The following is a 20,730-nucleotide window of genomic DNA, read 5'->3' on the forward strand; positions in this document are numbered from 1 at the left end:
GCTCTCCCTTCTTCATTCTTATCGCATGTTCCCAGCCGTTACTCGGCGGCGGGGGTTTCCACGTCCGGTGTGAAGGTGCCCGCCTCGTCGCCCGCGCTCTCGACGACATCGCGGCGGGTGCGGCGAGTGCGGCGGCGCGGACGCTCATCGGCGGCGGGCTCGCCGCCGAAATCCAAGGTCGGAGCCGCCGGGCTCTGATCCTCAGCGGCCACGGGCGCGGAACGCACCGGGTTCGTCAGGAAGGCCGGCAGGCCGCCCGTTTCGGAGGCGTCAGCCTCTTCACGGCGGCGGTCGCGCTGGAAGCGCTCACGGCGGTCTCCGCGCTCCGGACGGTCCTGACGCTCGCCGCGCTCGGGGCGATCGCCACGCTCGAAGCGGGACGGGCGCTGTTCGCGCTGTTCGCCTTCACCGCGGCCCTCGAACGGCTGATCGTCGCGCTGGAAGTCCTGACGGGGGCCGCGATCGCGCTGGAAGCGCTCACGACGGTCTCCGCGCTCCGGACGGTCCTGGCGGTCCCCGCGATCCTGGCGCTCGCCACGCTCGAAGCGGGGGGGACGCTGCTCGCCTTCGCCGCGCGTCTCATAGGGCTGCGGCTGGGAGCCGAGGTCCGTGTCCTCGCCATTGCCGGCACCGGCGCGCTCGAAGCTCGGGCGCTCCTGGGCGAAGCCCTCTTCGTCGCCTTCGTCGTCGAAGCGCTGCTGGTAGCCATATTGTTCACGCAGCTGCTCCTGGGCGGCAGCGATGATGCGGTAATAGTGCTCGGCGTGCTGGAAATAGTTTTCGGCCGCCACCGGGTCGCCGCTGGCCTGAGCGTCTCGGGCGAGCTGGCTGTATTTCTCGGCGATATGCTGAGCCGTGCCGCGGATCTTCACGTCCGGGCCGTTCGACTCATAGCTCTTGGTCAAGGGATTGGGACCCTTGTTTCCGTTGTTGCGGTTGCGACCGCGCATACGCCTGTTCTGTCCTGGTCTCATTTTTTGCTCTACGAGCCTCGCTGGTTCTTCAAGCCCACGCGATTTGCAAGCCAATGTTCACCGAACGGGCTCAACGCCCACCGTTCGCGTGGCAAACCTTCTGTCGTTCAGCCAGAGCCCGTTCAGCTCCTGGCTATCCTTCAGTATCGGGTTCAGATGATCGCGCCCGGCTGTTCAAAAGCCCCTGCCTGCGCGATGGATATCGTTTGGTCTTCCGGCATGTCCCCTCGGGACTACCGTTTTCTTACGACCGAGGACGATCTCTATGATCGAATCTAGCGGGTTCCTCCCGGTCCAACAAGCAATATTTCAGCTTTTACCCCCGCCTGAGACAAGAATGCCTCACCCTGCACGGTCACGGATGCCTCATGGCAACGCATCGGGGGCTGTCAGATAGATCGTGCGCGACCCTTAGGATTTCAAGGCCGTGGGTTGCGGCCAAGCTCCTTAAATCTTGGGCCTGGTCAAAGCCGATCTCGACCACCAGAAGCCCGCCGGGAACCAGGAGGCGCTTTGCCTCGCCGAGCAGGATTCGATAGGGCTCCAGGCCGTCCGGGCCGCCGTCCAGGGCGAGGATCGGGTCATGTTCCCGCACCTCCCGGTCCAGCGTCGGAATGACCGGAGAGGCGATATAGGGCGGGTTGGAGACGATCAGGTCGAACCGGCCCGTAATCGCGTCGGCCCAGTGGGAGAGGGCGAAAAGGCTGCGTTGCCCCACGCCATTGGCCCAGGCGTTCCGTCGGGCGGTCTCGAGGGCGCCGAGCGAAAGATCCACACCAAGGCCGGTGGTCCGAGGCAGCTCGTGGAGGAGGGCGACCAGCAGGCAGCCGGAGCCGGTGCCGAAATCCGCCATCAGCAGCGGGGCTTGCCGGTCAGGCAGCAGGTCGAGCGCCGTCTCGACCACGGTTTCCGTATCCGGGCGCGGCACGAGGGTCTCGGGCGAGAGGGCGAAGGGCAGGCCCCAGAACTCCCGCTCCCCGACGATTCGCGCCACGGGCTCATGGGCGAGGCGGCGGCGGGTGACGGCCTCGAGACGGTCGGCTTCATCGGCGGTCAGCGGCACATCGGGATTGGTGATGAGCTCTGTCGCCGGAACGTGCAGGACCGACAGAAGGAGCAGCCGCGCGTCCAGGGCAGCCGTTTCGAAACCCGCTTCGGAGAGTGTCCGGCGTAAATTCTTCAGAGCAGTCGCACGGGTCGGTGCGCCTGTCCCCTCCCCCTTGCGGGGAGGGGTAGGGGTGGGGGTGGTGCGACCGGGTGAGCGTTTTGACGGATCAGGCACCGGTATCGACCTTCGCGCTGTCTAGATTTCGCGTGGCGCTCTGACTTTCCGACCCCCACCCTTCATCCCTCCCCTCAGGGGGGAGGGAACACGCGCTCAAATGGGCAAGGATTGCGTCTAAAACGATATCAACTGGGGTCATCACTTCTCGATTCGTAAAACGAATAACCGTGAAGCCACGTTGATTCAGGTCATGGGTTCGCCGCTCGTCATGCACAGCATTGGCTTCATGACCATGCTGACTACCATCGACTTCGACAATCAGCTTGGATGACAGATGGCAGAAATCTGCGATGTAAGGACCAATGGGTACCTGACGTCTGAAATGACCCGTTTCAAGCGGTAAACGATGTCTCAAGTGCCACCAGAGCTTCTTCTCAGGCTCCGTCAAGTTTCGGCGGAGGGAGCGCGCGCGGTTTCTCTGCCTTGTCGAAGGCTGCCTGGAAGGATCGTCGCTCCAGTTCTTCACCATTGGTGCCGGTTAAAGCCTACCTTGCCGGTACCGGTCAAGCCGCTCTTCCAGCGTGCCGGCGTGCAGCTCGAACAGATGGTTGTCGTGATCGTAGAAATAGAGCGAATGGCCTTCGCCCTCGACGCGGGGGCGCGATTCGCGGAATTCCAGCCCGAGCTTTTCGATGCGTGCGCGATAATCGTCGATGGCCGAGGCCGGGATCTTGAAGGCGATGTGATTGTAGGTGCGCGAGGGCAGGCTCTCGCCCTCCATCACGGCGATCCAGTGCCCGCCGGCGATGAAGAACTTTTCACGTGAGAGCGAGAAGGTCTCATCGCCGGACGAGTAGATCTCCTTGCCGTCGAGAACCTGTTCAACAATCGCGGTCATGCGCGCGAGATCGCTGGTCATGAGCGTGATATGGCTCAATCCTTCGATCTTGCCCTCGATCATGCGGCCTGATCCTGATCGGCGAGCTGGGCCGCCTGGTGCTCGGTGATCAGCGCGTCGATCAATTCGTCGAGCGCATTGCCGGCCATCACTTCCTCGATCTTGTAGAGCGTGAGGTTGATCCGGTGATCCGTCACGCGGCCTTGCGGGAAGTTGTAGGTGCGGATGCGCTCGGAGCGGTCGCCGGAGCCGACCTGCGACTTGCGGTCGGCGGCGCGTGCCGCATCCTTTGCCGTGCGCTCGGCGTCGTAGAGACGCGAGCGCAGGAGCGCCATGGCACGCGCGCGGTTCTTGTGCTGCGAGCGCTCGTCCTGCACGAACACCACGGTGCCTGTCGGAATATGCGTGATGCGGATGGCGGATTCGGTCTTGTTCACGTGCTGACCGCCCGCGCCTTGCGCTCGCATCGTGTCGATCTTCAGATCCGCATCGTTGATGACGATATCGACATCTTCCGCCTCCGGCAGCACGGCGACGGTGGCGGCGGAGGTGTGAATGCGCCCTTGTGTTTCCGTGTCGGGGACACGCTGCACGCGATGCACGCCGCTCTCGAATTTGAGCCGCGCGAACACGCCGCGTCCTTTGACTTCGGCCACCACTTCCTTGTAGCCGCCTGCCGTGCCTTCGCTCTCGGAGACGATCTCGACCTTCCAACCTTTGAGGTCCGCATAGCGCGTATACATGCGCAGCAAATCGCCCGCGAACAGCGCGGCTTCGTCGCCGCCCGTGCCGGCGCGGATTTCGAGGATCGCGCTCTTTTCGTCAGCCTCGTCCTTCGGCAGCAGCATGATCCGCAGATCCTGCGCTGCCTTTTCCAGGTCGTCGCGCGCCTGCGGCAATTCTTCCTCGGCGAGCTTGCGCATCTCGGTATCGGTCGAGGGATCCTCGATCAGCGACTGAAGGCCATGCAGGTTGTCTTCCATCGCGCGATAGGCGCGGATCGCGCCCACGACGCCGTCGAGCTCCGCGAGCTCGCGCGACAACGCGACGAAGGTTTCCGGATCGGGGCCGGCATTGAGCGTCGCCGTGATGATGTCATGGCGGGCAAGAATAGCGTTCAAACGGTCGGAAGGAGGAGCAATCGTCATCAGACCGGAATACCACGGCTTTCGGCAAATTGAGCAAGTTTCGGGCGCAGCGTATCGCCGCTTCCCGCATTTTCCAGTTCGTCCTGAAGGAAGGCGTTGAGCTCGGCGACATCGAGCGCGAGCAGCATGGCTTTCACCGGTCCGATGGAGGCCGGAGACATGGAGAGCGAGCGGAAGCCAAGGCCGAGCAGCGCCATGGCTTCGAGCGGACGGCCGCCGATTTCGCCGCACAGGGTCGCCTGGCAGCCCGACGCCTGCGCCTGTTCCGCCACGAGCTTCAGGGCACGCAGCATCGGCGCGCTCAACGGGTCGAAGCGATCCGCCACGCGCCGGTTCTCGCGATCGATGGCGAAGAGGAACTGCATCAGGTCGTTCGAGCCGATGGAGACAAAATCGGCCCGCTCGCAGATTTCCTTGAGCTGGAACAGGAGCGAGGGCACCTCCAGCATCACGCCGAGCTTCAGATCCGAGGGCAGGGCGTGGCCGTGATGCGAGAGATAGCTCTTCTCGCGCTCCACGATGGTCCTGGCGCGCTCGAACTCGTCGCAGGTCGCCACCATCGGGAACATGATCTTCAAGGGTCGCCCGCCGGCAGCTTTCAGGAGAGCGCGCACCTGCGCGCGCAGCAGGCCCGGCCGGTCGAGGCCGATGCGAATCGCGCGCCAGCCCAAGGCCGGGTTCTCTTCTTCGACCGCCTGCATGTAGGGCAGGATCTTGTCGCCGCCGATATCGAGGGTGCGGAAGGTGACGGGCCGGTCGCCGGCCTCTGCGAACACGGCGCTGTAGAGCGCCTGCTGGTCGGAGGCCGAGGGCATTCTCTCCGCAATCATGAACTGCAGCTCGGTGCGGAACAGTCCGACGCCAGCAGCCCCGGTCTCGGCAAGATGCGGCAGATCGACGAGAAGGCCCGCGTTCAGCTGCAGCGTGATCTCGACGCCGTCCCTGGTGACGGAGGGCACGTTGCGCAGCTTGAGATACTGCTCCTGGCGCTTGGCGCGGAGCCGTGCCTTTTCGGCATAGGCGGCTTCCACATCGGCATTGGGCCGGATCTGCACTTCGCCCGCCGCGCCATCGACGATGATGGCATCGCCCGGCTCGGTGAGCGAGGTTGCGTTCGACACCTCGCCCACGGCGGGAATGCCGAGCGCGCGGGCCACGATGGCGATGTGGCTTGTCGGACCGCCTTCCTCCAGCACGAGGCCGCGCAGGCGCGAGCGGTCGTAATCGAGGAGCGCCGCCGGGCCCATGGAGCGGGCGACGATGATGGCGTTGTCGGGCAATGAGCTGCGCTCGGCCACCATGTCGCGTCCGACGAGGCGGAAAAGCAGGCGGTTGGCGAGATCGTCGAGATCGTGCAGACGCTCGCGGAGGTAGGGATCCGTCTGGCGCAGCATGCGGGCGCGGTTGTCGGACTGCACCCGCTCCACGGCCGCTTCGGCGGTGAGGCCCGAAGCCACGGCCTCGCGCATGCGGCGCAGCCAGCCCTGATCATGGGCGAACATGCGGAAGGTTTCCAGCACCTCGCGATGCTCGCCGTGATGGGCCACGTCGCCCCGCTCGATCAGCTCGTCGATCGAGATGCGCACCTCGCCGATGGCCTTGTCCAGGCGCTGGAGCTCCGCATCGACGTTCTCGGCAATCAGGTTCTTGATGACGACGCGGGGCTCGTGCAGCACCACGTGGCCGAGACCGACCCCGTCGGCCAGCGACGTTCCCTTCTGGTAGACGGGACGGCGCAGGGCAATGCCCGTGTCCACGGGGGCGAGAGCCTGCAGCTCTCCCGCGGCCAGCATCTCGGCCACCACCATGGCGGTGGTCTGAAGCGCCTCGACCTCCTCCTCCGTATAGACCCGGTAGGTGCGGTTCTGGACGACGAGAACGCCCAGCGTGTTGCCGGCGCGCAGCAGCGGAACGCCAAGGAAGGCGTGGTAGATCTCTTCGCCTGTCTCGGGCTTGTAGGAGAAGGCCGGATGGCTCTGGGCATCTGAGAGGGCGAGCGGCTCGGCGGTGGACGCGATGAGGCCCACGAGGCCTTCGCCCGAGCGCATGACGGTAAGATGGACCGCTTCCCGGTTCAGGCCTTCGGTGGCGAACAGCTCAAGCACACCATCGCCGCGCATCACATAGACGGAGCACACCTCCGCCACCATGTTGGCGGCGATTTGCCTGACGATCTTGTCGAGGCGGTCCTGCGCCCCCACCGGCTCCGCCATGATCTCGCGGAGGCGACGCAGCAGAAGGCGCGGACCGCCGGGAGCGCTTGGCATGAGCTTTTAGGTTCCCGTCCTTCGGAGCCGGCGAAGCCAACCGGCGGTTGTCCAACGAGTGTTGCAGCCCGACTGACCCGGCGTCAATCAGGCCGAACCCCGATTAGGCCTTATCCAGGCCGTATAGCGAGTGGAGCGTGCGTACGGCAAGCTCCGTGTAGGCCGAATCGATCAAAACGGAGAATTTGATCTCGGAGGTCGTAATGGCCCGGATGTTGATTCCCTTCTCCGCCAGGGCCCTGAAGGCTTTCGCCGCGACGCCGGCGTGGCTGCGCATGCCGACGCCGATGGCCGAAACCTTCACCACGTCGGTCGCGCCCTGAAGGTCGCGGAACTCGATCTCGTTCTTGTGGGCGTTCAGCACCGCGCAGGCCCGCTCGTACTCGGCGGAAGGGACCGTGAAGGTGAGATCCGTGGTGGTGGTGTCGTCCGAGACCACCTGGATGATCATGTCCACGTTGATGTTGGCTTCGGCCAGGGGCACGAAGATCGAGGCGGCGATGCCCGGCTTGTCGGCCACATTCCGCAACGTAATCTGGGCTTCGTCGCGCGAATAGGCGATGCCCGTGACAACCTGCTGTTCCATGATGTCTTCCTCGTCGCAGATGAGGGTGCCGAGCTTGGGGTCGGCGGGATCGTCGAAGCTGGAGCGCACATAGGTGGGGACCCGGTGCATCATGGCGAGCTCGACCGAGCGCACCTGGAGCACCTTGGCCCCCAGCGAGGCCATTTCCAGCATTTCCTCGTAAGAAACCTTATCCAGGCGCTGGGCCTTCGGCACAATGCGCGGATCGGTGGTGTAGACGCCGTCCACATCCGTATAGATGTCGCAGCGCTCTGCCCCGATGGCGGCGGCCAGCGCTACGGCGCTGGTGTCCGAGCCGCCACGGCCGAGCGTCGTGACGCGCCGGGTCTCCTGGTGGACGCCCTGGAAGCCGGACACGACGGCGACTTCCTTGTTCTTTTCAAAGCCCTCGATGATGCCGGAGCCGTCGATGTCGGCAATGCGGGCCGAGCCGTGGGCGTCCGAGGTCATGATCGGGATCTGCCAGCCCTGCCAGGAGCGGGCCTTGAGCCCCATTTCCTGCAGGGCAATGGCCAGGAGACCCGACGTCACCTGCTCGCCGGAGGCGACGACCACGTCGTATTCCTTGGCATCGTAGAGGGCGTTGGCCTCTTTCACCCAGCCGACCAGCTCGTTGGTCTTGCCGGCCATGGCCGAGACCACCACGGCTACGTCGTAGCCGGCTTCGACCTCGCGTTTGACATGCCGCGCCACGTTGCGGATGCGCTCTACGTTGGCGACGGATGTACCGCCGAACTTCATGACAAGACGGGGCATGCGAAGAAGGCCGTGGGTTAAGGGAAAATTTTTGCCCTTCGCGAGGCGAGAAGGCGCGTATACATGACGTTCAGGCCGCGCGCTGTCAACGCGCGGAATTCAATTCTTTCACTCAAGGAATCGGATCTCATGACAGACGCCGCCTCCACGACCATCGACCCGGCCGAAGTCGCCCGTTTCGAGAGGATCGCTGAAACCTGGTGGGACCCGAACGGCCCTATGAAGGTCCTGCACAAGTTTAACCCCGTCCGCCTCGCCTATATCCGGGACGAGGCCTGCCGTCGGTTCGGACGCGATCCGCGCTCCGCCCGGTCCCTGGAGGGGCTGACGATCCTCGATGTGGGCTGCGGCGGCGGAGTGCTCTCGGAGCCTTTAGGCCGGCTTGGCGCCAGGGTGACGGGGCTCGATCCCGCCCCGACCAACATCTCGGTGGCCCGGCTCCATGCGGAGCGCGCGGGGTTGGCGATCGATTTTCGCAACGAGACCGTCGAGGCGATCGTGGCGCGGGGCGAGGCTTTCGACGTCGTGCTCGCCATGGAGGTGGTGGAGCATGTGGCGGACGTGCAGGCCTTCGTGAATGCCTGCGTCCAGGCCGTGAAGCCGGGCGGCGTCCTCGTCATGGCCACGATCAACCGGACCCTGCGCTCCTTCGCGTCCGCCATCGTGGGCGCCGAATACATCCTCGGCTGGCTGCCGAGAGGCACGCATGAATGGGACAGGTTCGTCACCCCCGACGAGCTGACGGATGCCCTCCGGCAAGCGGACTTTGCCGTGAACGACATCACGGGCGTCGGCTACAATCCGTTGCGGGACAGCTGGTCTCTCTCTCGGGATCTTTCCGTCAACTACATGCTCCTGGCTTCGCGGACCTGAATTTTTTCGCGCGGGGCGAAGCTGAGCAGCACGTAGCCTGCGATGGCAGAGAGAGCCGAACCCATGAGCACGCCGATCTTGGTGGCATCACCCAGCTCCGGCTCGCCCGGGAAGGCGAGCGCGCCGATGAACAGGCTCATGGTGAACCCGATGCCGCAGAGCAGGGCGACGCCGTAGCATTGCAGCCGTGACGCACCGGCGGGCATGTCGGCCCAGTCAAGCTTGATGGCGATCCATGAGAAGGCATAGACACCCACCTGCTTGCCGATGAAAAGGCCCATGGCGATGCCGAGCGGCAGGGGGCTGGTGAGCGCATCGAGCGAGAGACCCGACAGCGACACGCCCGCATTGGCAAGACCGAAAATCGGGATGATGCCGTAGGCGACGGGGGCGTGGAGTGCATGCTCGAGGCGATGCAGCGGGGCATCCTCCGCGCGGGTCTTCTTCGGGTCAGGATGGAGCGGAATCGTGAGCGCCAGGGCAACGCCCGCCAGCGTGGCGTGAATGCCCGATTTCAGCACGAGGAACCACAGCACCGCGCCGACGAGCAGATAGGGCAGAAGGCTCGTGACGCTGAAGCGGTTGAAGGCAACGAGAATGAGAAGGCAGAGCACGGCCGCGCCGAGCATCGCGAGCGAGAGACCGCTCGTGTAGAACAGGGCGATGATGATGATCGCCCCGAGATCGTCCAGGATCGCGAGCGCCGTGAGAAAAATTTTCAAGGACGTTGGCACGCGCGAGCCGAGAACAGCCAGCACGCCAAGCGCAAAGGCAATGTCGGTGGCGGCCGGAATGGCCCAGCCGTGGTGGAGCTGCGGCTCGTTGCGCGTGATCGCGAGGTACACCAGGGCCGGCACGATCATGCCGCCCAAAGCGGCGATGCCCGGCAGGATTCGACGTGGCCAGGTGGAGAGCTGGCCGTCAAGCATCTCGCGCTTGATCTCGAGCCCCACCAGCAGGAAGAACACGGCCATCAGCGCATCGTTGATCCAGTGAAGAATGCTGAGACCGAAGACGTAGGTCTTCAGGACACCGAAATAGGCATCGGCCAATGGAGAGTTGGCGAGAATGAGGGCGATCACCGTCACCCCCATGAGGATCATGCCGCCCGAGGCTTCGCTGTCGAAGAAATTGCGCATCAACGAGATGCGTCGCTTCGGTTTCGCGCTGCTGCCGGGCTGATCCATGCGTGTCTCCTCTTTCACCAAAACCAGTTATCAAGACGAAAGGTTCTGAGATAAAGGGCGAATGGCCCAGCTTCTGGTAACGAAACCAGGAGCAACTCTGCTCCTCAGGCGTGAGCCGGCACGCGGCGTCGCTTGGTGCTGAGAATCGTGTCGAGCGTCACGGGCCGATAGTCCCACAGATCGACGCCCACATCGTATTGCCGCGTCTGAGGCTTGAGCTTGCCGTGCGAGTGGCCGTGGAGGTCGATCCAGCCGCGGCTCATGTTCTTCCAGGTGCGGAAGGCGTAGTGACACATGACGACGGCGCGGCCATCCACATTGAGCTCCGCATAGGCCTGCACACTCTCCCAGCCCTTCGCAGCGAGAGTGCCCTGGCCGTCATTGTTGCCGATGATCAGGTGCTTGCGCCCGTGAAGGAGGGACAGCAGCTCGTCGATGCGCTCCGGGCGCGCATGCAGGGCGAAATCGCCGAGATGCCAGACCTCGTCTTCGGGCGAGACGGTCTCGTTCCACCTGGCGATGAGCGCCTCGTCATGTTCGGGGATCGTCTTGAAGGGACGCTTGTCGATCCGCAGCACGCGTGAATCGCCGAAATGGGTGTCGCTCGTGAAGAAGATCGCCAAGGAGAGATTTGCCTTTCAAAAGGTCAGAGGAGGCGCCATTCGCAGAGCTTGCGGCTAATTCCTGTCATCCGGCACGACGGGAATCGGCAGGACGTCGATTCCTTCTTCCAGGAGCGCCCGCGCTTCCGCAGGATCGGCCTCGCCGTAGATCGAGCGTTCCTCTGCTTCGCCGTAATGCATCTTGCGGGCCTCGTCGACGAAATCCTTGCCGACATTCTCCGCATTCTTCATCACGTGCTCACGCAGGGCGCGAAGGGCGGCGCGAAGTTCTCTCTCCTGGTCGGAGAGGACCGCAACGGGCTGCGCCCCCGGTTGCACGGCGGGTGCCTTGTCCGTGCGCGCAATGGAGGGCGCCATGATCTGCTTGTCCACTTTTGACGAGCTGCAGAACGGGCAGGTGACGAGACCGCGCTTGCGCTGCGTTTCGAACGCCTCGCTCGACGGAAACCAGCTCTCGAATTCATGGGCCTGCTCGCAGGCCAGGGCGTATTTGATCATGTCCTTGTCAGGGTTTCACCAGACGCAACAAAGCCGGTCAGGCGGAAGCCGCCCGACCGGGAGTTTCAGAGTTCGAGACGACCTCCACCTTGAAGGGGCGCGCATTCTTGAGCGTCGGAATGCGCCCGCGCACTTCTGTCACGAGGGCAGGATCGATCTCGGCCAGGATCACGCCGGGCTCCGTGCCGGCTTCCGCCAGCACACGGCCCCACGGATCGATGATGATCGAATGACCGAAGGTCTCGCGGCCGTCCTCATGCAACCCGCCTTGCGCGGCGGAGATCATGAAGGAGCCGGTCTCGATGGCGCGGGCGCGATGCAGGATCTGCCAATGTGCCTCGCCTGTCTGCCTGGTGAAGGCGGCGGGAGCCGAGAGGAACGACGCGCCGTTCTCAGCCAGCGCCTTGTAGAGCGCGGCGAAACGCACGTCGTAGCAGATCGTCATGCCGAGATAGCCCCAGGGCGTCTCGGCCAGAACCGCCCTGCTGCCGCCGGTATAGGTCGCCGATTCGCGCCAGCTCTCGCCGTTCGGCAGGTCCACGTCGTAGAGGTGGATCTTGTCGTAAGCAGCGACGATCTCGCCGTCCGTGTCGATGAGGAACGCGCGGTTGGCGACCTTGTCGCCCTCCTTCACGGCAATGGAGCCGATCTGGACCATGATGCCCTTCTCCCGCGCCACCTCGCGTAAGGAGGCGAGAACCGGATCCTGCGCCTGCGGGCCGACCTTTTCGAACATCTCCGCCCGCTCCCGGCAGACGAGGGAGGTCATCTCCGGCGTCTGGGCAAAATGCGCGCCTTTCTCGGCAGCCTCGCGCACAAGGGCGACGGCGGCATCGCGGTTTTTCAGAACGTCGCGGCCGGAGCGCATCTGGATGCAGGCGGCGGTAAAGCGGGTGGGATTCATGAAAGGTTGTCTCCGTCAGGCCTGCAGAAGAGGCTCGAGCTGGCCCCGGTCGTCAAGAGCATAGAGGTCGTCGCAGCCGCCTACATGCTTTCCATCGATGAAGATCTGCGGCACGGTGGTGCGCCCGCCGGCCTTCTGGATCATCTCCGCCCGCGCTTCGGGTTTCTTTTCGATATCGATCTCGGTGAAGGCGGCTCCCTTCTCGTCGAGGAGCCTCTTTGCGGCCGAGCAATAGGGGCACCAGCCCTTGGTGTAGATCGTGATGGACGGCATGAATGTCTCCGAATGTTGCGCCTAGATATAGGAACAATCAGGTCTCTGTCACAACTCCTGCACAACTCTCGCGAAGGCCAGAATATCCACCGAGGCCGCGCCGCCTCTCAAAAGGGCCCGCGAGGCGGCATTGGCCGTGGCGCCGGTGGTCAGCACGTCATCGACGAGAAGCACCCTTCTGCCCTTCAGACGCGCCTTGGCTTCCGGCGGCACGCGGAAGGCGCCCTGCAGGTTTTCCTGCCGCTGCGCCTTGGTGAGCCCCACCTGACGGCGGGTGCGCCTGATGCGGGCGAGAGCCAAGGGATCGCAGGGCACGCCGCTTTCCCGGGATACGACCTTCGCCAGAGCCATGGCCTGGTTGAAGCGCCGCCGCCACAACCGCCAGCGGTGAAGCGGTACGGGCACGATCACATCGGCCTCGCCTAAAAGCTCTGCGCCCGCCCGGGTCATCATGACCCCTAAGGCGCGGGCCAGTTCCAGGCGGTCATCGTATTTGAGCCGGTGCACGAGCAGGCTCGCCGTCCCGTCATATTCCGCCACCGCCCGGGCGCGCCCGAAAACCGGCGGATCGGCGATGGCGGCAGGCGACAGGAGGGGCTGGCCGAGATCGACCTGAAACGGTGTGCCGAGCCGTTCGCAGAAGGGGCGCTCGATGAAGCGGATGCCGGACCAGCAGGCGGCGCACAGGCCGTGGGCCTCGCCCGTCGCAGCCTGGCAGGCGATGCAGCTGGGCGGATAGAGGAGGCCGATCGCAGCCTTCGCCATCCGCGCGCTGAAAGACAGCGCGGGACTGAGCGGCAAGGGGCTGGGCCGGGGCTCCATGGTCATGGATTTAAGCTTAGCCGATCGCCTGCTGAAGAGCGAGGTGGTCTTTCCCCTCTCCCTTGAGGGGCAGGGGTGGGGATGGATCGGCTGGGCGAGGGGCCGATCCGGTGCACCGCTTCGCAAGCCCTGCGCGTCATGGCCGTCCCCGGACTTGATCCGGGGATCAGTCCCGGCCATCCCGATGGAAAGAAGCGCCTCGCCGAAGCGGGATCACCGGCACAAGGCCGGCGATGACGGGCAGAGCTCCGGTGGATAGAGCCCAGCGGTTTGACGTTGCAACCCTCACCCGGACCCTCCTCCGCAAGGGAGAGGAAGATCGCATCTCTGAAATGTCTTGGCGCGGCGTCCGATCCACGCCATATCGAGCGCCTTATGAGCACACCTGAAGTCTTCGACCGCTCCCTCGTTCGCCAGCGCCTGTCACGGGCGCTGAAGGCCGGCTATGCCGATTTCCTCCTGGTTCGCGCCGCGGAGGATCTGCAGGAGCGTCTCTCGACAGTGTTGCGTTCCTTTCCGCTGGCTCTGGATGTGGGAACGCCGACGCCGCTTGCCGCTAAGGCTCTGTTGCAAGGAGGTCTTGCGAAGGAGGTTGTGCGCCTCTCGCCCACGCCCGAGGCCGGGAGTGTCTGGGGTGATGAGGAGCGGTTGCCTTTTTCCGGCGAGCAATTCGATCTCGCGGTGTCGCTCCTGGCGCTCCAGGGCGTCAACGATCTGCCGGGTACGCTCATCCAGATCCGCCGGGCTCTGAAAGCCGACGGCCTCTTCATCGGGGCGCTGCTCGGGGGCTCCACACTGACAGAGCTGCGCCAGGCCCTGACCCAGGCCGAGGCTGAAGTGGAAGGCGGCGTGAGCCCGCGCGTGGCGCCCTTTGCCGACTTACGGGATATCGGCGGCCTGCTCCAGCGGGCGGGCTTTGCCCTCCCGGTCACGGATTCGGACATCGTCCGTGTGCGCTATGCCAATGCCTTCGCGCTCATGCGCGACCTGCGCGCCATGGGCCTGACCAATGCGCTCAACGACCGCCGCCGGACGCCGCTCAAGCGCGGCACCCTGATGCGGGCGGCTCAGGTTTATGCCGAGCGCTTCGCCGATCCGGACGGGCGCATTCCCGCCACCTTCGAGATCGTCTGGCTCTCCGGCTGGACGCCACATGAGAGCCAGCAGAAGCCGTTGCGGCCAGGCTCGGCCAGGATGCGGCTGGCCGATGCGCTCGGTGTGAAGGAAGGGCAGCCCGCTCCGCAACCAAAAAAGGAATGATCTTTCGTATCGGGACCTTCAGCTGAAACCGGGCTGCGCTATCTCAGTTGTCGAGACAGCCCCTTGGAGAGCCCTGCGCCATGAGAGAGCCCGGTCCGGATCATCCGATTACGATCACGCAAAACCCGCACCGCATCCGGGTCATGCTCGGCGGCTTCATCGTCGCCGAAACGACGCAGGCGCTGACCCTTCGGGAAGCGACGCTCCCGCCGGTGCACTACATTCCACGGCAGGACGTGCGCATGGACCTGCTCGATCCCACCGACCACAGGTCCCGTTGCCCTTATAAGGGCGATGCCTCCTACTTCACCGTGTCGGGCGGCGGGCTCGTGCGTGAGAATGCCGCCTGGAGCTACGAGGAGCCAGCGCCCTCCGTCGCCGCCATCAAGGAGCACATCGCCTTCTATCCGGAGAAGGTCGACGACATCGAGGAATTCCAGGACTGAGAAGCTTTCGCCTGCTCCGGCCCATCCTCGGTGAGGCGGGCGAGGTCGCGCGGCTGGCGAATGGGCTTTTGGCGCATCGTGCGGAACAGTGGACCTGGTTTTCCGCTAAGAACGATGCGCTCTCTCTAGAAGGGAGCATCGGATGGATCCCAAAAGTGGATTCCACTTTTCACGTCCGAGGCTCTAGTGGGGCTTGCTGACCCCGCGCCTCCGGGCCACTCTGCTGAAAAACCGAGTGACCCCATGACGCCATTCACGTTCAACACAGCCCCATCCCTGATCTTCGGCTCCGGCAGCATCACCCGCATCGGCGAGATTGCGGCGCAGCATCTCGGACCCCGCGTCGCGCTCGTCACCGATGCCGGGCTGGTGAAGGCGGGTCTCCTTGAAAAGGCTCTGCACGCGCTGGAGGAAGCAGGCATCGCGGTCGACGTGTTCGATGGCGTCGTGGCCGATCCGCCCGAGGCGGTTGTGCTGGCGGCGGTCGAGAAGGCTTGTGCGTTCGACGCCCGGGCCGTGATCGGCTTCGGCGGCGGCTCGTCCATCGATGTGGCGAAGCTCGTCGCGCTGCTCGCTCGCAGCGGCGAGAGTCTTGCTGAAACCTACGGTGTCGGCGTTGCGAAGGGGCCGAGGCTTCCGCTTCTCGCTGTCCCAACCACAGCGGGCACGGGATCGGAGGTAACGCCGATTTCCATCGTCACCACCGGCGCGCACGAGAAGAAGGGCGTGGTCTCGCCTCTCATCATTCCCGATATCGCGCTGCTCGATCCCGACCTTACGCTCAACCTTCCGGCGCATGTGACGGCCGCGACCGGCATCGATGCGATGGTTCACGCGATCGAGGCCTATACCTCGACAAGCGCCAACAACAATCCGGTCTCGAAAGCGCTCGCGAAAGAGGCGCTGCAACTGCTCGGGCGCAATATCGAGCGCGCCGTGCATCACGGCCAGGACAGCGAGGCGAGGGCGGCGATGCTGCTCGGCTCGATGCTGGCAGGACAGGCTTTCGCCAATTCGCCGGTCGCTGCCGTGCATGCGCTCGCTTATCCCATCGGCGGGCATTTCGGTGTGCCGCATGGCCTGTCCAATGCGCTCGTGCTGCCGCATGTGCTGCGCTTCAATGCAAGCACCTGCGAGAGGGCTTATGGGGAGCTTGCGCCGCATGCCTTCCCTGAACTCGAAGGGCGCGCCAGCGCTGATGCTTTTGCCGAAGCTCTCGCCGAGTTGTGCACAAAAGTGGGTCTCCAGCCACGCCTGCGCGATGTGGGCATTCCGCAGGATGCGTTGTCGACGCTGGCGGAGGATGCGATGAAGCAGACGCGTCTTCTCGTGAACAATCCGCGCTCGCTCTCCTTGGATGATGCACGCGCGATCTACGAAGCTGCTTGGTGAGAACCTCCATGTCCGAACGTCCCGCGCGGCTTCCTCGCTCCGCCTTCAGGCTCTTTCGTCCCATTGCCACGCGCTGGATGGACAATGATGCCTATGGGCACGTGAACAACGTGCATTACTATTCCTATTTCGATACTGCGGTGAACGGCTGGCTTGTCGAGGAGGGATTGCTCGACATCGCCCATAGCCCCGTGATCGGACTCGTGGTGGAAACCGGCTGCATCTATTTCGAGAGCGTAGCCTTCCCCGAAAAACTCCAGGCCGGCATCAGCGTGGCGCATCTCGGCCGTTCATCGGTGCGCTATGTGATCGGCATCTTCAAGGAAGGCGCTGAGCTTGCAGCAGCCCAGGGGCACTTCGTGCATGTGCATGTGGATCGGGCAACCCAGCGTCCCGTCGATATTCCGGCAAGAGCGCGCGAGGCTCTCAGCGCTCTCGCCTGAGCCTTCCGGTGAACGACACGAGAGCGACGCCCGAGAGCACCACCGCGCCGCCGAGCAATTCGCGCAATCCCACGCTCTCGTTCAGGAACAGAACCGCGAGCAGGATCGTCCAGACCGGCGCGAGATAGCCGACCATCGAAGCCCGCGTCGGTCCCGTGCGGCGGATCATGTGCATGAAGAGCAGGATCGGCAACGCCGTCGACATGGCACCAAGAGCGAGCAGCGGTGCAATGTGCAGCGGCACAGGCGCGAAGGCTGACGGTCCTGCGACCAGAAGCGCCAGCACGGTCGCGGCAGAACCGGAGCTGATCTGCTGGCCCAGCGCCATGCGTCCAGGGTCCATGGCCTTGACGGTGCGCACATAGATGTTCGCCGCCGCGTAGCTGCAGGCCACCAGCACCATGGCGATGATGCCGATGGGATTGATGCCGCTATCGGGCAGCGCCGCTGGCCCGATGAGAAGGCCCATGCCGATGAGGCCGACAAGAACGCCGAACAGCCGCTGAAGGCTCAAGCGCTCGTCCGCGAACATCAGATGCGACATCACCGCGACGATGAGCGGGGAAGAGGCCTGGATCATCGCGGCAGGCGCGGTCGCGATCTGCGTGAGCGCGTAAGCCACGAGCACGTTCGGCAGCCAGCCGTTGAAGGTGCCGAGAAAGGCCCAGACCTTGAACTCATGGCGCCGCGGCAGGATGCTCTTGCCCCGGAGCATGAACCACGCCGCCAAGGTCGTGCCCCCGATCACGCCACGCATGGCAGCCAGGACGAAGGGATTGAGATCTCCGCTCAGCTTCACGAACAGAAAGGCGCTGCCCCACAGAAAGGAGCAGATGAGGAGATTGGACAGGATAAAGACGGGCGTCGGAGCGAAAGCCGCCCCGGCTGGTTGGGCTGACATTGGTGCAGCCCTAGGGGCCGAGAAGATCGAGAAGGAAGGGGATCAGCGGCTCGTCGGCCGGCGGCATGGGATAGCTGCGCAGCTCCTGCGGCTTCACCCATTTCAGGGCCTGCCCTTCCATGGATTGCACGAAGCCTTCCCAGCGGCGGCAGATGTAGAGCGGCATGAGAAGGTGGAAGCTCTCATAGGCATGGCTCGCGAAGGTGAGCGGCGCGAGGCAGGGCTCCTTCACCGTGATGCCGAGCTCCTCCCGCAGTTCACGGATGAGCGTCTCCTCCGGCCGTTCGCCGGGCTCCACCTTGCCGCCGGGAAACTCCCACAGGCCCGCGAGCTGCTTGCCCTCAGGGCGCTGCGCCAGAAGAATCCGGTTGTCCGCGTCGACGAGGGCGACGGCAACGACGAGGGTGAGCTTGAGAGGGGGCGTGTTCGTGGTCATGAGAGAGCGTAACGAAGAACTACCATCATCCCTAAGCTATGATCAGCTGCGGTAATCGCCGTTGATTTCCACGTAAGCCTTGGTGAGGTCGCAGGTCCAGACCGTGGCCTCGCCGCGCCCCAGGCCCAGATCGACGCGGATCGTGATCTCGTCGCCCTTCATGTAGGCGGAGGTTTTCGCCTCGCTGTATTCCGGGTCGCGCGCGCCCTTCACGGCCACGCGGATATTGCCGAACCAGATGGCGAGCTTATCGCGCTCGGCAGGCTCGCCCGCCTTGCCGACGGCCATCACCACGCGGCCCCAGTTCGCATCCTCGCCCGCGACCGCCGTCTTGACGAGGGGCGAGTTGGCGATCGCCATGGCGATGCGCTTGGCCGACGTCGCACCCGTCGCGCCCGTCACCTTCACGGTCAGGAACTTCCGTGCGCCTTCGCCGTCGCGGGCCACCTGCTGCGCGAGATCGCTGAGCAGGCTCTCGAGCGCCGCGCGGAATTCCTTGAGGCGGCGGTCGCTCGGCAGGGAGATGGCCGGGGCGCCACGATTCGCGGCCGCGCCCGTCGCGAAGAAGAGGAGCGTGTCGGAGGTGGAGGTGTCGCTGTCCACCGTCACGCAGTTGAAGCTCTTGTCGGCGCCCTTCTTGAGCAGGGCCTGCAGCACGGGTGCCGCGATCGGCGCATCGGTGAAGACGAAGGAGAGCATGGTCGCCATGTCGGGCGCGATCATGCCCGCGCCCTTGGCGATGCCGTTGATCGTCACCTCGACGCCGCCGATGGTTGCCGTGCGGGTCGCCACCTTCGGGAAGGTGTCGGTGGTCATGATGGCTTTTGCGGCATCGAGCCAGGCGCTGGGCTTCGCCTTCTTCTCGCAGGCTTCGAGCACGCCCTCGAACCTGGTGGCATCGAGCGGCTCGCCGATCACGCCGGTGGAGGCGATGAAGACCTGAGAGGCGCGGCAGCCTGCCGCTTCCGCCGCGATCTCGGCCGTGAGCTTCACGGCTTCCGCACCCTTCTTGCCGGTGAACGCATTGGCATTGCCGGAATTCACCACGAGCGCGCGCGCCGTGCCCTTGGCGAGATTCTTGCGGCACCAGTCGACCGGAGCCGACGGGCATTTGGAACGCGTGAACACACCCGCCACCGTGGTCTCCTTCGGGAGCGTCACATAGAGCACGTCCGTTCGGTTCTTGTATCGGATGCCGGCCTCCGCAGTCGCGAGCCTCACGCCTTCAATGGCGGGGAGGGTCGGGAATGTCTTGGGCGCGAGCGGAGACACGGTTTTGGACATGCTAAGGGTCTCAAGAAGTGAGCGGATGGAATACCGTTTAGGAAAGGCGACCTGTGGTTTTTTAAGGCTTCTTGTCAAGTCAAAGCTGCAGCAAACATGGCTTGCATAGGCCAAGGAACGTGCGTGCTGTGTCTTCGTTGACCCGGTCTGAAGAACCATGGAGGCCTCGCATGACAGGCAAGCACCCCAAGACCAAGCCTCAGGAACGGCCGCGCAGCGATCTCGAGGTCGATCCAGGGATCGGACGGTCCAAAGGCTCCTACATGACCGGCGAGGATCCGCGCGATCTCGACGGCGGCTCGACCTTCCAGGGCGACGTGGAGAACCAGACGAACCGTGAGGGCGGCGTCGATCCGAACCGCATGGGGCGGACGAACAAGTAGCCGGCAACGACAATCGCAAACGAAAAGGGCGGCCCTGAAGGCCGCCCTTTGAACATGCGAAACGCGCTTATTGCTGCTTCTGCTCGACGAGGTTGCCCTTGTCGTCCAGCTTCTCGATCTTGGCGTCCTTGCGCAGACTCATGATGAGATCCTGCTGCGCTTTGCGGCCGAGATAGGCTTCCACCTGATCCTTGGTCTCCTCGAAGGACGGCGCGGGCTTCGTGCGCTTTTCCTCGACCTTGATCACGTGCCAGCCGAACTGGCTCTGCACCGGATCGGAGATCTGGCCGGCCTCGAGCTTGAAGGCGGCTTCGGCGAAGGGCTCGACCATGCGGTCCTTGGTGAAGAAGCCGAGATCGCCGCCATCGGTCTTGGAGCCGGGGTCCTTGGAAACCTCGCCCGCCACCTTCGCGAAGTCCTCGCCGCCCTTCACGCGGCCGGCGACCTTCTTGGCGTCGTCCTCGTTCTCCACGAGGATATGGCGGGCGCGAACTTCCTGCTCGGCCGGGATGCTCTTGACGGTCTCGTCATAGAGCTTGCGGGCGGCTTCCGGCGTCACGGCCTTCTTGGCGGTCTGGTCGAGGTATTCGTCCAGCAGGGTCTTGTCCCGGTTGTAGGCGAGCTTGCGGGCGAAATCCGCACCGCTGCCGATCTTCGCGGCCTCGGCGGCCTTGGAGCCGAGCTTCAGGTCGATCAGGTAGCCGGTCAGCATCTCGCGCTTCTGCTCGTCGGGCACGTTCGGCATCTGGAGAGCCGGGTCCTCGGCGGCGATGGCCAGATCCCCTTCCGTAATCTCGAAGCCGTTCACCCGGGCGACCACCTTGGCGGGATCGACGGCGGGGACCGTGGCCGGCGAAGTGGCCGGGGCCGAGGCCGGAGGCGTCTGGGCGAGGGCGGCGCCGGCCATCAGGGGCAGGGCGGCTCCAAGGGCGAGAAGGCTTTTACGAACCGTAAGATAAGACATGGACGTTCCTCTGGTGGGCACTGATGGGCCCACGGACAGCAACGATGAGATGGCCCAACCGGTTTACGTTTGCAAGCGACGGCATATTTATGCCACAGCATCCCCCACAGCGTGGCCTTTATGAGGCCCTGCCTGTGGAAGCTAAGGCTGCGCCATTCAGGCACAGCCTTTAAGATGCGCTTCCGCA

The 20,730-nt window shown here is 64.5% G+C and carries 23 protein-coding genes; 6 read left to right on the plus strand and 17 right to left on the minus strand.

Annotated elements, in window-relative coordinates; all coding sequences use genetic code 11:
- Nucleotides 1-38: 38 nt before the first annotated feature.
- The 7 genes from DC522_RS02370 to DC522_RS02400 all read right to left on the minus strand — a co-directional run bounded on the left by DC522_RS02370 (nt 39) and on the right by DC522_RS02400 (nt 7,854).
- A complete protein-coding gene (locus tag DC522_RS02370; RefSeq protein ID WP_205769468.1) occupies nt 39-974 on the minus strand; it encodes a DUF4167 domain-containing protein in 936 nt (311 codons plus the stop codon).
- A 355-nt stretch (nt 975-1,329) separates the two neighbouring features.
- Nucleotides 1,330-2,157, minus strand: coding sequence for a peptide chain release factor N(5)-glutamine methyltransferase (gene prmC / locus DC522_RS02375; RefSeq protein ID WP_116527173.1), 828 nt, complete (start codon nt 2,155-2,157; stop codon nt 1,330-1,332).
- A gap of 91 nt (nt 2,158-2,248) precedes the next feature.
- The gene (locus DC522_RS02380; protein WP_116527089.1) at nt 2,249-2,728 is read right to left on the minus strand and encodes an endonuclease domain-containing protein; all 480 of its coding nucleotides are present in this window, start codon (nt 2,726-2,728) and stop codon (nt 2,249-2,251) included.
- A 9-nt stretch (nt 2,729-2,737) separates the two neighbouring features.
- Nucleotides 2,738-3,160, minus strand: a complete 423-nt coding sequence (gene fosX / locus DC522_RS02385) for a FosX/FosE/FosI family fosfomycin resistance hydrolase (protein WP_116527090.1) — start codon at nt 3,158-3,160, stop codon at nt 2,738-2,740.
- Nucleotides 3,157-4,245 (minus strand): peptide chain release factor 1, encoded by a 1,089-nt coding sequence (prfA, locus tag DC522_RS02390; RefSeq protein ID WP_116527091.1) that lies wholly within the window; start codon nt 4,243-4,245, stop codon nt 3,157-3,159. The genes fosX and prfA overlap by 4 nt, the downstream gene beginning before the upstream one ends.
- Entirely contained in the window at nt 4,245-6,512 is a 2,268-nt protein-coding gene (ptsP, locus tag DC522_RS02395; RefSeq protein WP_116527092.1) for a phosphoenolpyruvate--protein phosphotransferase, read from the minus strand. Before ptsP ends, prfA begins: the two co-directional genes overlap by 1 nt.
- Nucleotides 6,513-6,615: 103 nt before the next feature.
- Nucleotides 6,616-7,854, minus strand: a complete 1,239-nt coding sequence (locus DC522_RS02400) for an aspartate kinase (RefSeq protein ID WP_116527093.1) — start codon at nt 7,852-7,854, stop codon at nt 6,616-6,618.
- Nucleotides 7,855-7,983: 129 nt separating this feature from the next.
- Between DC522_RS02400 and ubiG the strand changes: the two genes are divergently transcribed.
- Nucleotides 7,984-8,727, plus strand: a complete 744-nt coding sequence (ubiG, locus tag DC522_RS02405) for a bifunctional 2-polyprenyl-6-hydroxyphenol methylase/3-demethylubiquinol 3-O-methyltransferase UbiG (protein ID WP_116527174.1) — start codon at nt 7,984-7,986, stop codon at nt 8,725-8,727.
- On the opposite strand, the gene nhaA is transcribed toward ubiG, so the two are convergent.
- From nhaA to DC522_RS02435, 6 genes are all read right to left on the minus strand, one after another.
- The gene (gene nhaA / locus DC522_RS02410; protein WP_116527094.1) at nt 8,700-9,914 is read right to left on the minus strand and encodes a Na+/H+ antiporter NhaA; all 1,215 of its coding nucleotides are present in this window, start codon (nt 9,912-9,914) and stop codon (nt 8,700-8,702) included. The genes ubiG and nhaA overlap by 28 nt on opposite strands.
- 104 nt (nt 9,915-10,018) lie before the next feature.
- Nucleotides 10,019-10,537, minus strand: coding sequence for a metallophosphoesterase family protein (locus tag DC522_RS02415; RefSeq protein WP_116527095.1), 519 nt, complete (start codon nt 10,535-10,537; stop codon nt 10,019-10,021).
- Nucleotides 10,538-10,591: 54 nt separating this feature from the next.
- Nucleotides 10,592-11,035, minus strand: a complete 444-nt coding sequence (locus tag DC522_RS02420) for a DUF1178 family protein (protein WP_116527096.1) — start codon at nt 11,033-11,035, stop codon at nt 10,592-10,594.
- Nucleotides 11,036-11,072: 37 nt separating this feature from the next.
- Nucleotides 11,073-11,939 carry a carbon-nitrogen hydrolase family protein gene (locus DC522_RS02425; protein ID WP_116527097.1) on the minus strand — a complete coding sequence of 289 codons (867 nt, stop codon included), beginning with the start codon at nt 11,937-11,939 and terminating at the stop codon, nt 11,073-11,075.
- 15 nt (nt 11,940-11,954) lie between these two features.
- Nucleotides 11,955-12,212, minus strand: coding sequence for a glutaredoxin 3 (gene grxC / locus DC522_RS02430; protein WP_116527098.1), 258 nt, complete (start codon nt 12,210-12,212; stop codon nt 11,955-11,957).
- A 48-nt stretch (nt 12,213-12,260) separates the two neighbouring features.
- Nucleotides 12,261-12,977, minus strand: a complete 717-nt coding sequence (locus tag DC522_RS02435) for a ComF family protein (RefSeq protein WP_245443919.1) — start codon at nt 12,975-12,977, stop codon at nt 12,261-12,263.
- 432 nt (nt 12,978-13,409) lie between these two features.
- Here DC522_RS02435 and DC522_RS02440 point away from each other — a divergent pair, with 432 nt between their 5' ends.
- From DC522_RS02440 to DC522_RS02455, 4 genes are all read left to right on the plus strand, one after another.
- Nucleotides 13,410-14,294, plus strand: a complete 885-nt coding sequence (locus DC522_RS02440; RefSeq protein ID WP_116527099.1) for a methyltransferase domain-containing protein — start codon at nt 13,410-13,412, stop codon at nt 14,292-14,294.
- 80 nt (nt 14,295-14,374) lie between these two features.
- Nucleotides 14,375-14,740 (plus strand): DUF427 domain-containing protein, encoded by a 366-nt coding sequence (locus DC522_RS02445; protein ID WP_116527100.1) that lies wholly within the window; start codon nt 14,375-14,377, stop codon nt 14,738-14,740.
- Nucleotides 14,741-14,983: 243 nt separating this feature from the next.
- Nucleotides 14,984-16,132, plus strand: a complete 1,149-nt coding sequence (locus DC522_RS02450) for an iron-containing alcohol dehydrogenase (protein ID WP_116527101.1) — start codon at nt 14,984-14,986, stop codon at nt 16,130-16,132.
- Nucleotides 16,133-16,140: 8 nt separating this feature from the next.
- Complete coding sequence (locus tag DC522_RS02455) at nt 16,141-16,575, plus strand: thioesterase family protein (protein ID WP_116527102.1); 435 nt, start codon at nt 16,141-16,143, stop codon at nt 16,573-16,575.
- Here DC522_RS02455 and DC522_RS02460 read toward each other — a convergent pair.
- Genes DC522_RS02460 through argJ form a run of 3 tightly spaced genes read right to left on the minus strand, consistent with a single transcriptional unit; the run spans nt 16,559 to nt 19,196 of the window.
- Nucleotides 16,559-17,476, minus strand: coding sequence for a DMT family transporter (locus DC522_RS02460; RefSeq protein ID WP_116527103.1), 918 nt, complete (start codon nt 17,474-17,476; stop codon nt 16,559-16,561). The genes DC522_RS02455 and DC522_RS02460 overlap by 17 nt on opposite strands.
- A gap of 10 nt (nt 17,477-17,486) precedes the next feature.
- Nucleotides 17,487-17,912: an 8-oxo-dGTP diphosphatase MutT gene (mutT, locus tag DC522_RS02465; protein WP_116527104.1), complete on the minus strand. Its 426-nt coding sequence runs from the start codon at nt 17,910-17,912 to the stop codon at nt 17,487-17,489.
- Between the two features lie 42 nt (nt 17,913-17,954).
- Entirely contained in the window at nt 17,955-19,196 is a 1,242-nt protein-coding gene (gene argJ / locus DC522_RS02470; protein ID WP_116527105.1) for a bifunctional glutamate N-acetyltransferase/amino-acid acetyltransferase ArgJ, read from the minus strand.
- 170 nt (nt 19,197-19,366) lie between these two features.
- Here argJ and DC522_RS02475 point away from each other — a divergent pair, with 170 nt between their 5' ends.
- Complete coding sequence (locus DC522_RS02475; RefSeq protein ID WP_116527106.1) at nt 19,367-19,579, plus strand: hypothetical protein; 213 nt, start codon at nt 19,367-19,369, stop codon at nt 19,577-19,579.
- A 67-nt stretch (nt 19,580-19,646) separates the two neighbouring features.
- Here DC522_RS02475 and DC522_RS02480 read toward each other — a convergent pair whose 3' ends face one another.
- Complete coding sequence (locus DC522_RS02480) at nt 19,647-20,543, minus strand: peptidylprolyl isomerase (RefSeq protein ID WP_116527107.1); 897 nt, start codon at nt 20,541-20,543, stop codon at nt 19,647-19,649.
- Between the last annotated feature and the right edge of the window lie 187 nt (nt 20,544-20,730).

The sequence above is a fragment of the Microvirga sp. KLBC 81 genome (assembly GCF_003075415.1).
Classification (GTDB): domain Bacteria; phylum Pseudomonadota; class Alphaproteobacteria; order Rhizobiales; family Beijerinckiaceae; genus Microvirga.

Excerpts from the sequence above, each read along its gene's own strand:
- DC522_RS02370 (WP_205769468.1), bottom strand. The coding sequence starts at position 974 with ATGAGACCAGGACAGAACAGGCGTATGCGCGGTCGCAACCGCAACAAC.
- DC522_RS02380 (WP_116527089.1), bottom strand. The coding sequence starts at position 2,728 with ATGGTGAAGAACTGGAGCGACGATCCTTCCAGGCAGCCTTCGACAAGG.
- fosX (WP_116527090.1), bottom strand. The coding sequence starts at position 3,160 with ATGATCGAGGGCAAGATCGAAGGATTGAGCCATATCACGCTCATGACC.
- prfA (WP_116527091.1), bottom strand. The coding sequence starts at position 4,245 with ATGACGATTGCTCCTCCTTCCGACCGTTTGAACGCTATTCTTGCCCGC.
- ptsP (WP_116527092.1), bottom strand. The coding sequence starts at position 6,512 with ATGCCAAGCGCTCCCGGCGGTCCGCGCCTTCTGCTGCGTCGCCTCCGC.
- DC522_RS02400 (WP_116527093.1), bottom strand. The coding sequence starts at position 7,854 with ATGCCCCGTCTTGTCATGAAGTTCGGCGGTACATCCGTCGCCAACGTA.
- ubiG (WP_116527174.1), top strand. The coding sequence starts at position 7,984 with ATGACAGACGCCGCCTCCACGACCATCGACCCGGCCGAAGTCGCCCGT.
- nhaA (WP_116527094.1), bottom strand. The coding sequence starts at position 9,914 with ATGGATCAGCCCGGCAGCAGCGCGAAACCGAAGCGACGCATCTCGTTG.
- DC522_RS02420 (WP_116527096.1), bottom strand. The coding sequence starts at position 11,035 with ATGATCAAATACGCCCTGGCCTGCGAGCAGGCCCATGAATTCGAGAGC.
- DC522_RS02425 (WP_116527097.1), bottom strand. The coding sequence starts at position 11,939 with ATGAATCCCACCCGCTTTACCGCCGCCTGCATCCAGATGCGCTCCGGC.
- grxC (WP_116527098.1), bottom strand. The coding sequence starts at position 12,212 with ATGCCGTCCATCACGATCTACACCAAGGGCTGGTGCCCCTATTGCTCG.
- DC522_RS02435 (WP_245443919.1), bottom strand. The coding sequence starts at position 12,977 with ATGGCGAAGGCTGCGATCGGCCTCCTCTATCCGCCCAGCTGCATCGCC.
- DC522_RS02440 (WP_116527099.1), top strand. The coding sequence starts at position 13,410 with ATGAGCACACCTGAAGTCTTCGACCGCTCCCTCGTTCGCCAGCGCCTG.
- DC522_RS02445 (WP_116527100.1), top strand. The coding sequence starts at position 14,375 with ATGAGAGAGCCCGGTCCGGATCATCCGATTACGATCACGCAAAACCCG.
- DC522_RS02450 (WP_116527101.1), top strand. The coding sequence starts at position 14,984 with ATGACGCCATTCACGTTCAACACAGCCCCATCCCTGATCTTCGGCTCC.
- DC522_RS02455 (WP_116527102.1), top strand. The coding sequence starts at position 16,141 with ATGTCCGAACGTCCCGCGCGGCTTCCTCGCTCCGCCTTCAGGCTCTTT.
- DC522_RS02460 (WP_116527103.1), bottom strand. The coding sequence starts at position 17,476 with ATGTCAGCCCAACCAGCCGGGGCGGCTTTCGCTCCGACGCCCGTCTTT.
- mutT (WP_116527104.1), bottom strand. The coding sequence starts at position 17,912 with ATGACCACGAACACGCCCCCTCTCAAGCTCACCCTCGTCGTTGCCGTC.
- argJ (WP_116527105.1), bottom strand. The coding sequence starts at position 19,196 with ATGTCCAAAACCGTGTCTCCGCTCGCGCCCAAGACATTCCCGACCCTC.
- DC522_RS02475 (WP_116527106.1), top strand. The coding sequence starts at position 19,367 with ATGACAGGCAAGCACCCCAAGACCAAGCCTCAGGAACGGCCGCGCAGC.
- DC522_RS02480 (WP_116527107.1), bottom strand. The coding sequence starts at position 20,543 with ATGTCTTATCTTACGGTTCGTAAAAGCCTTCTCGCCCTTGGAGCCGCC.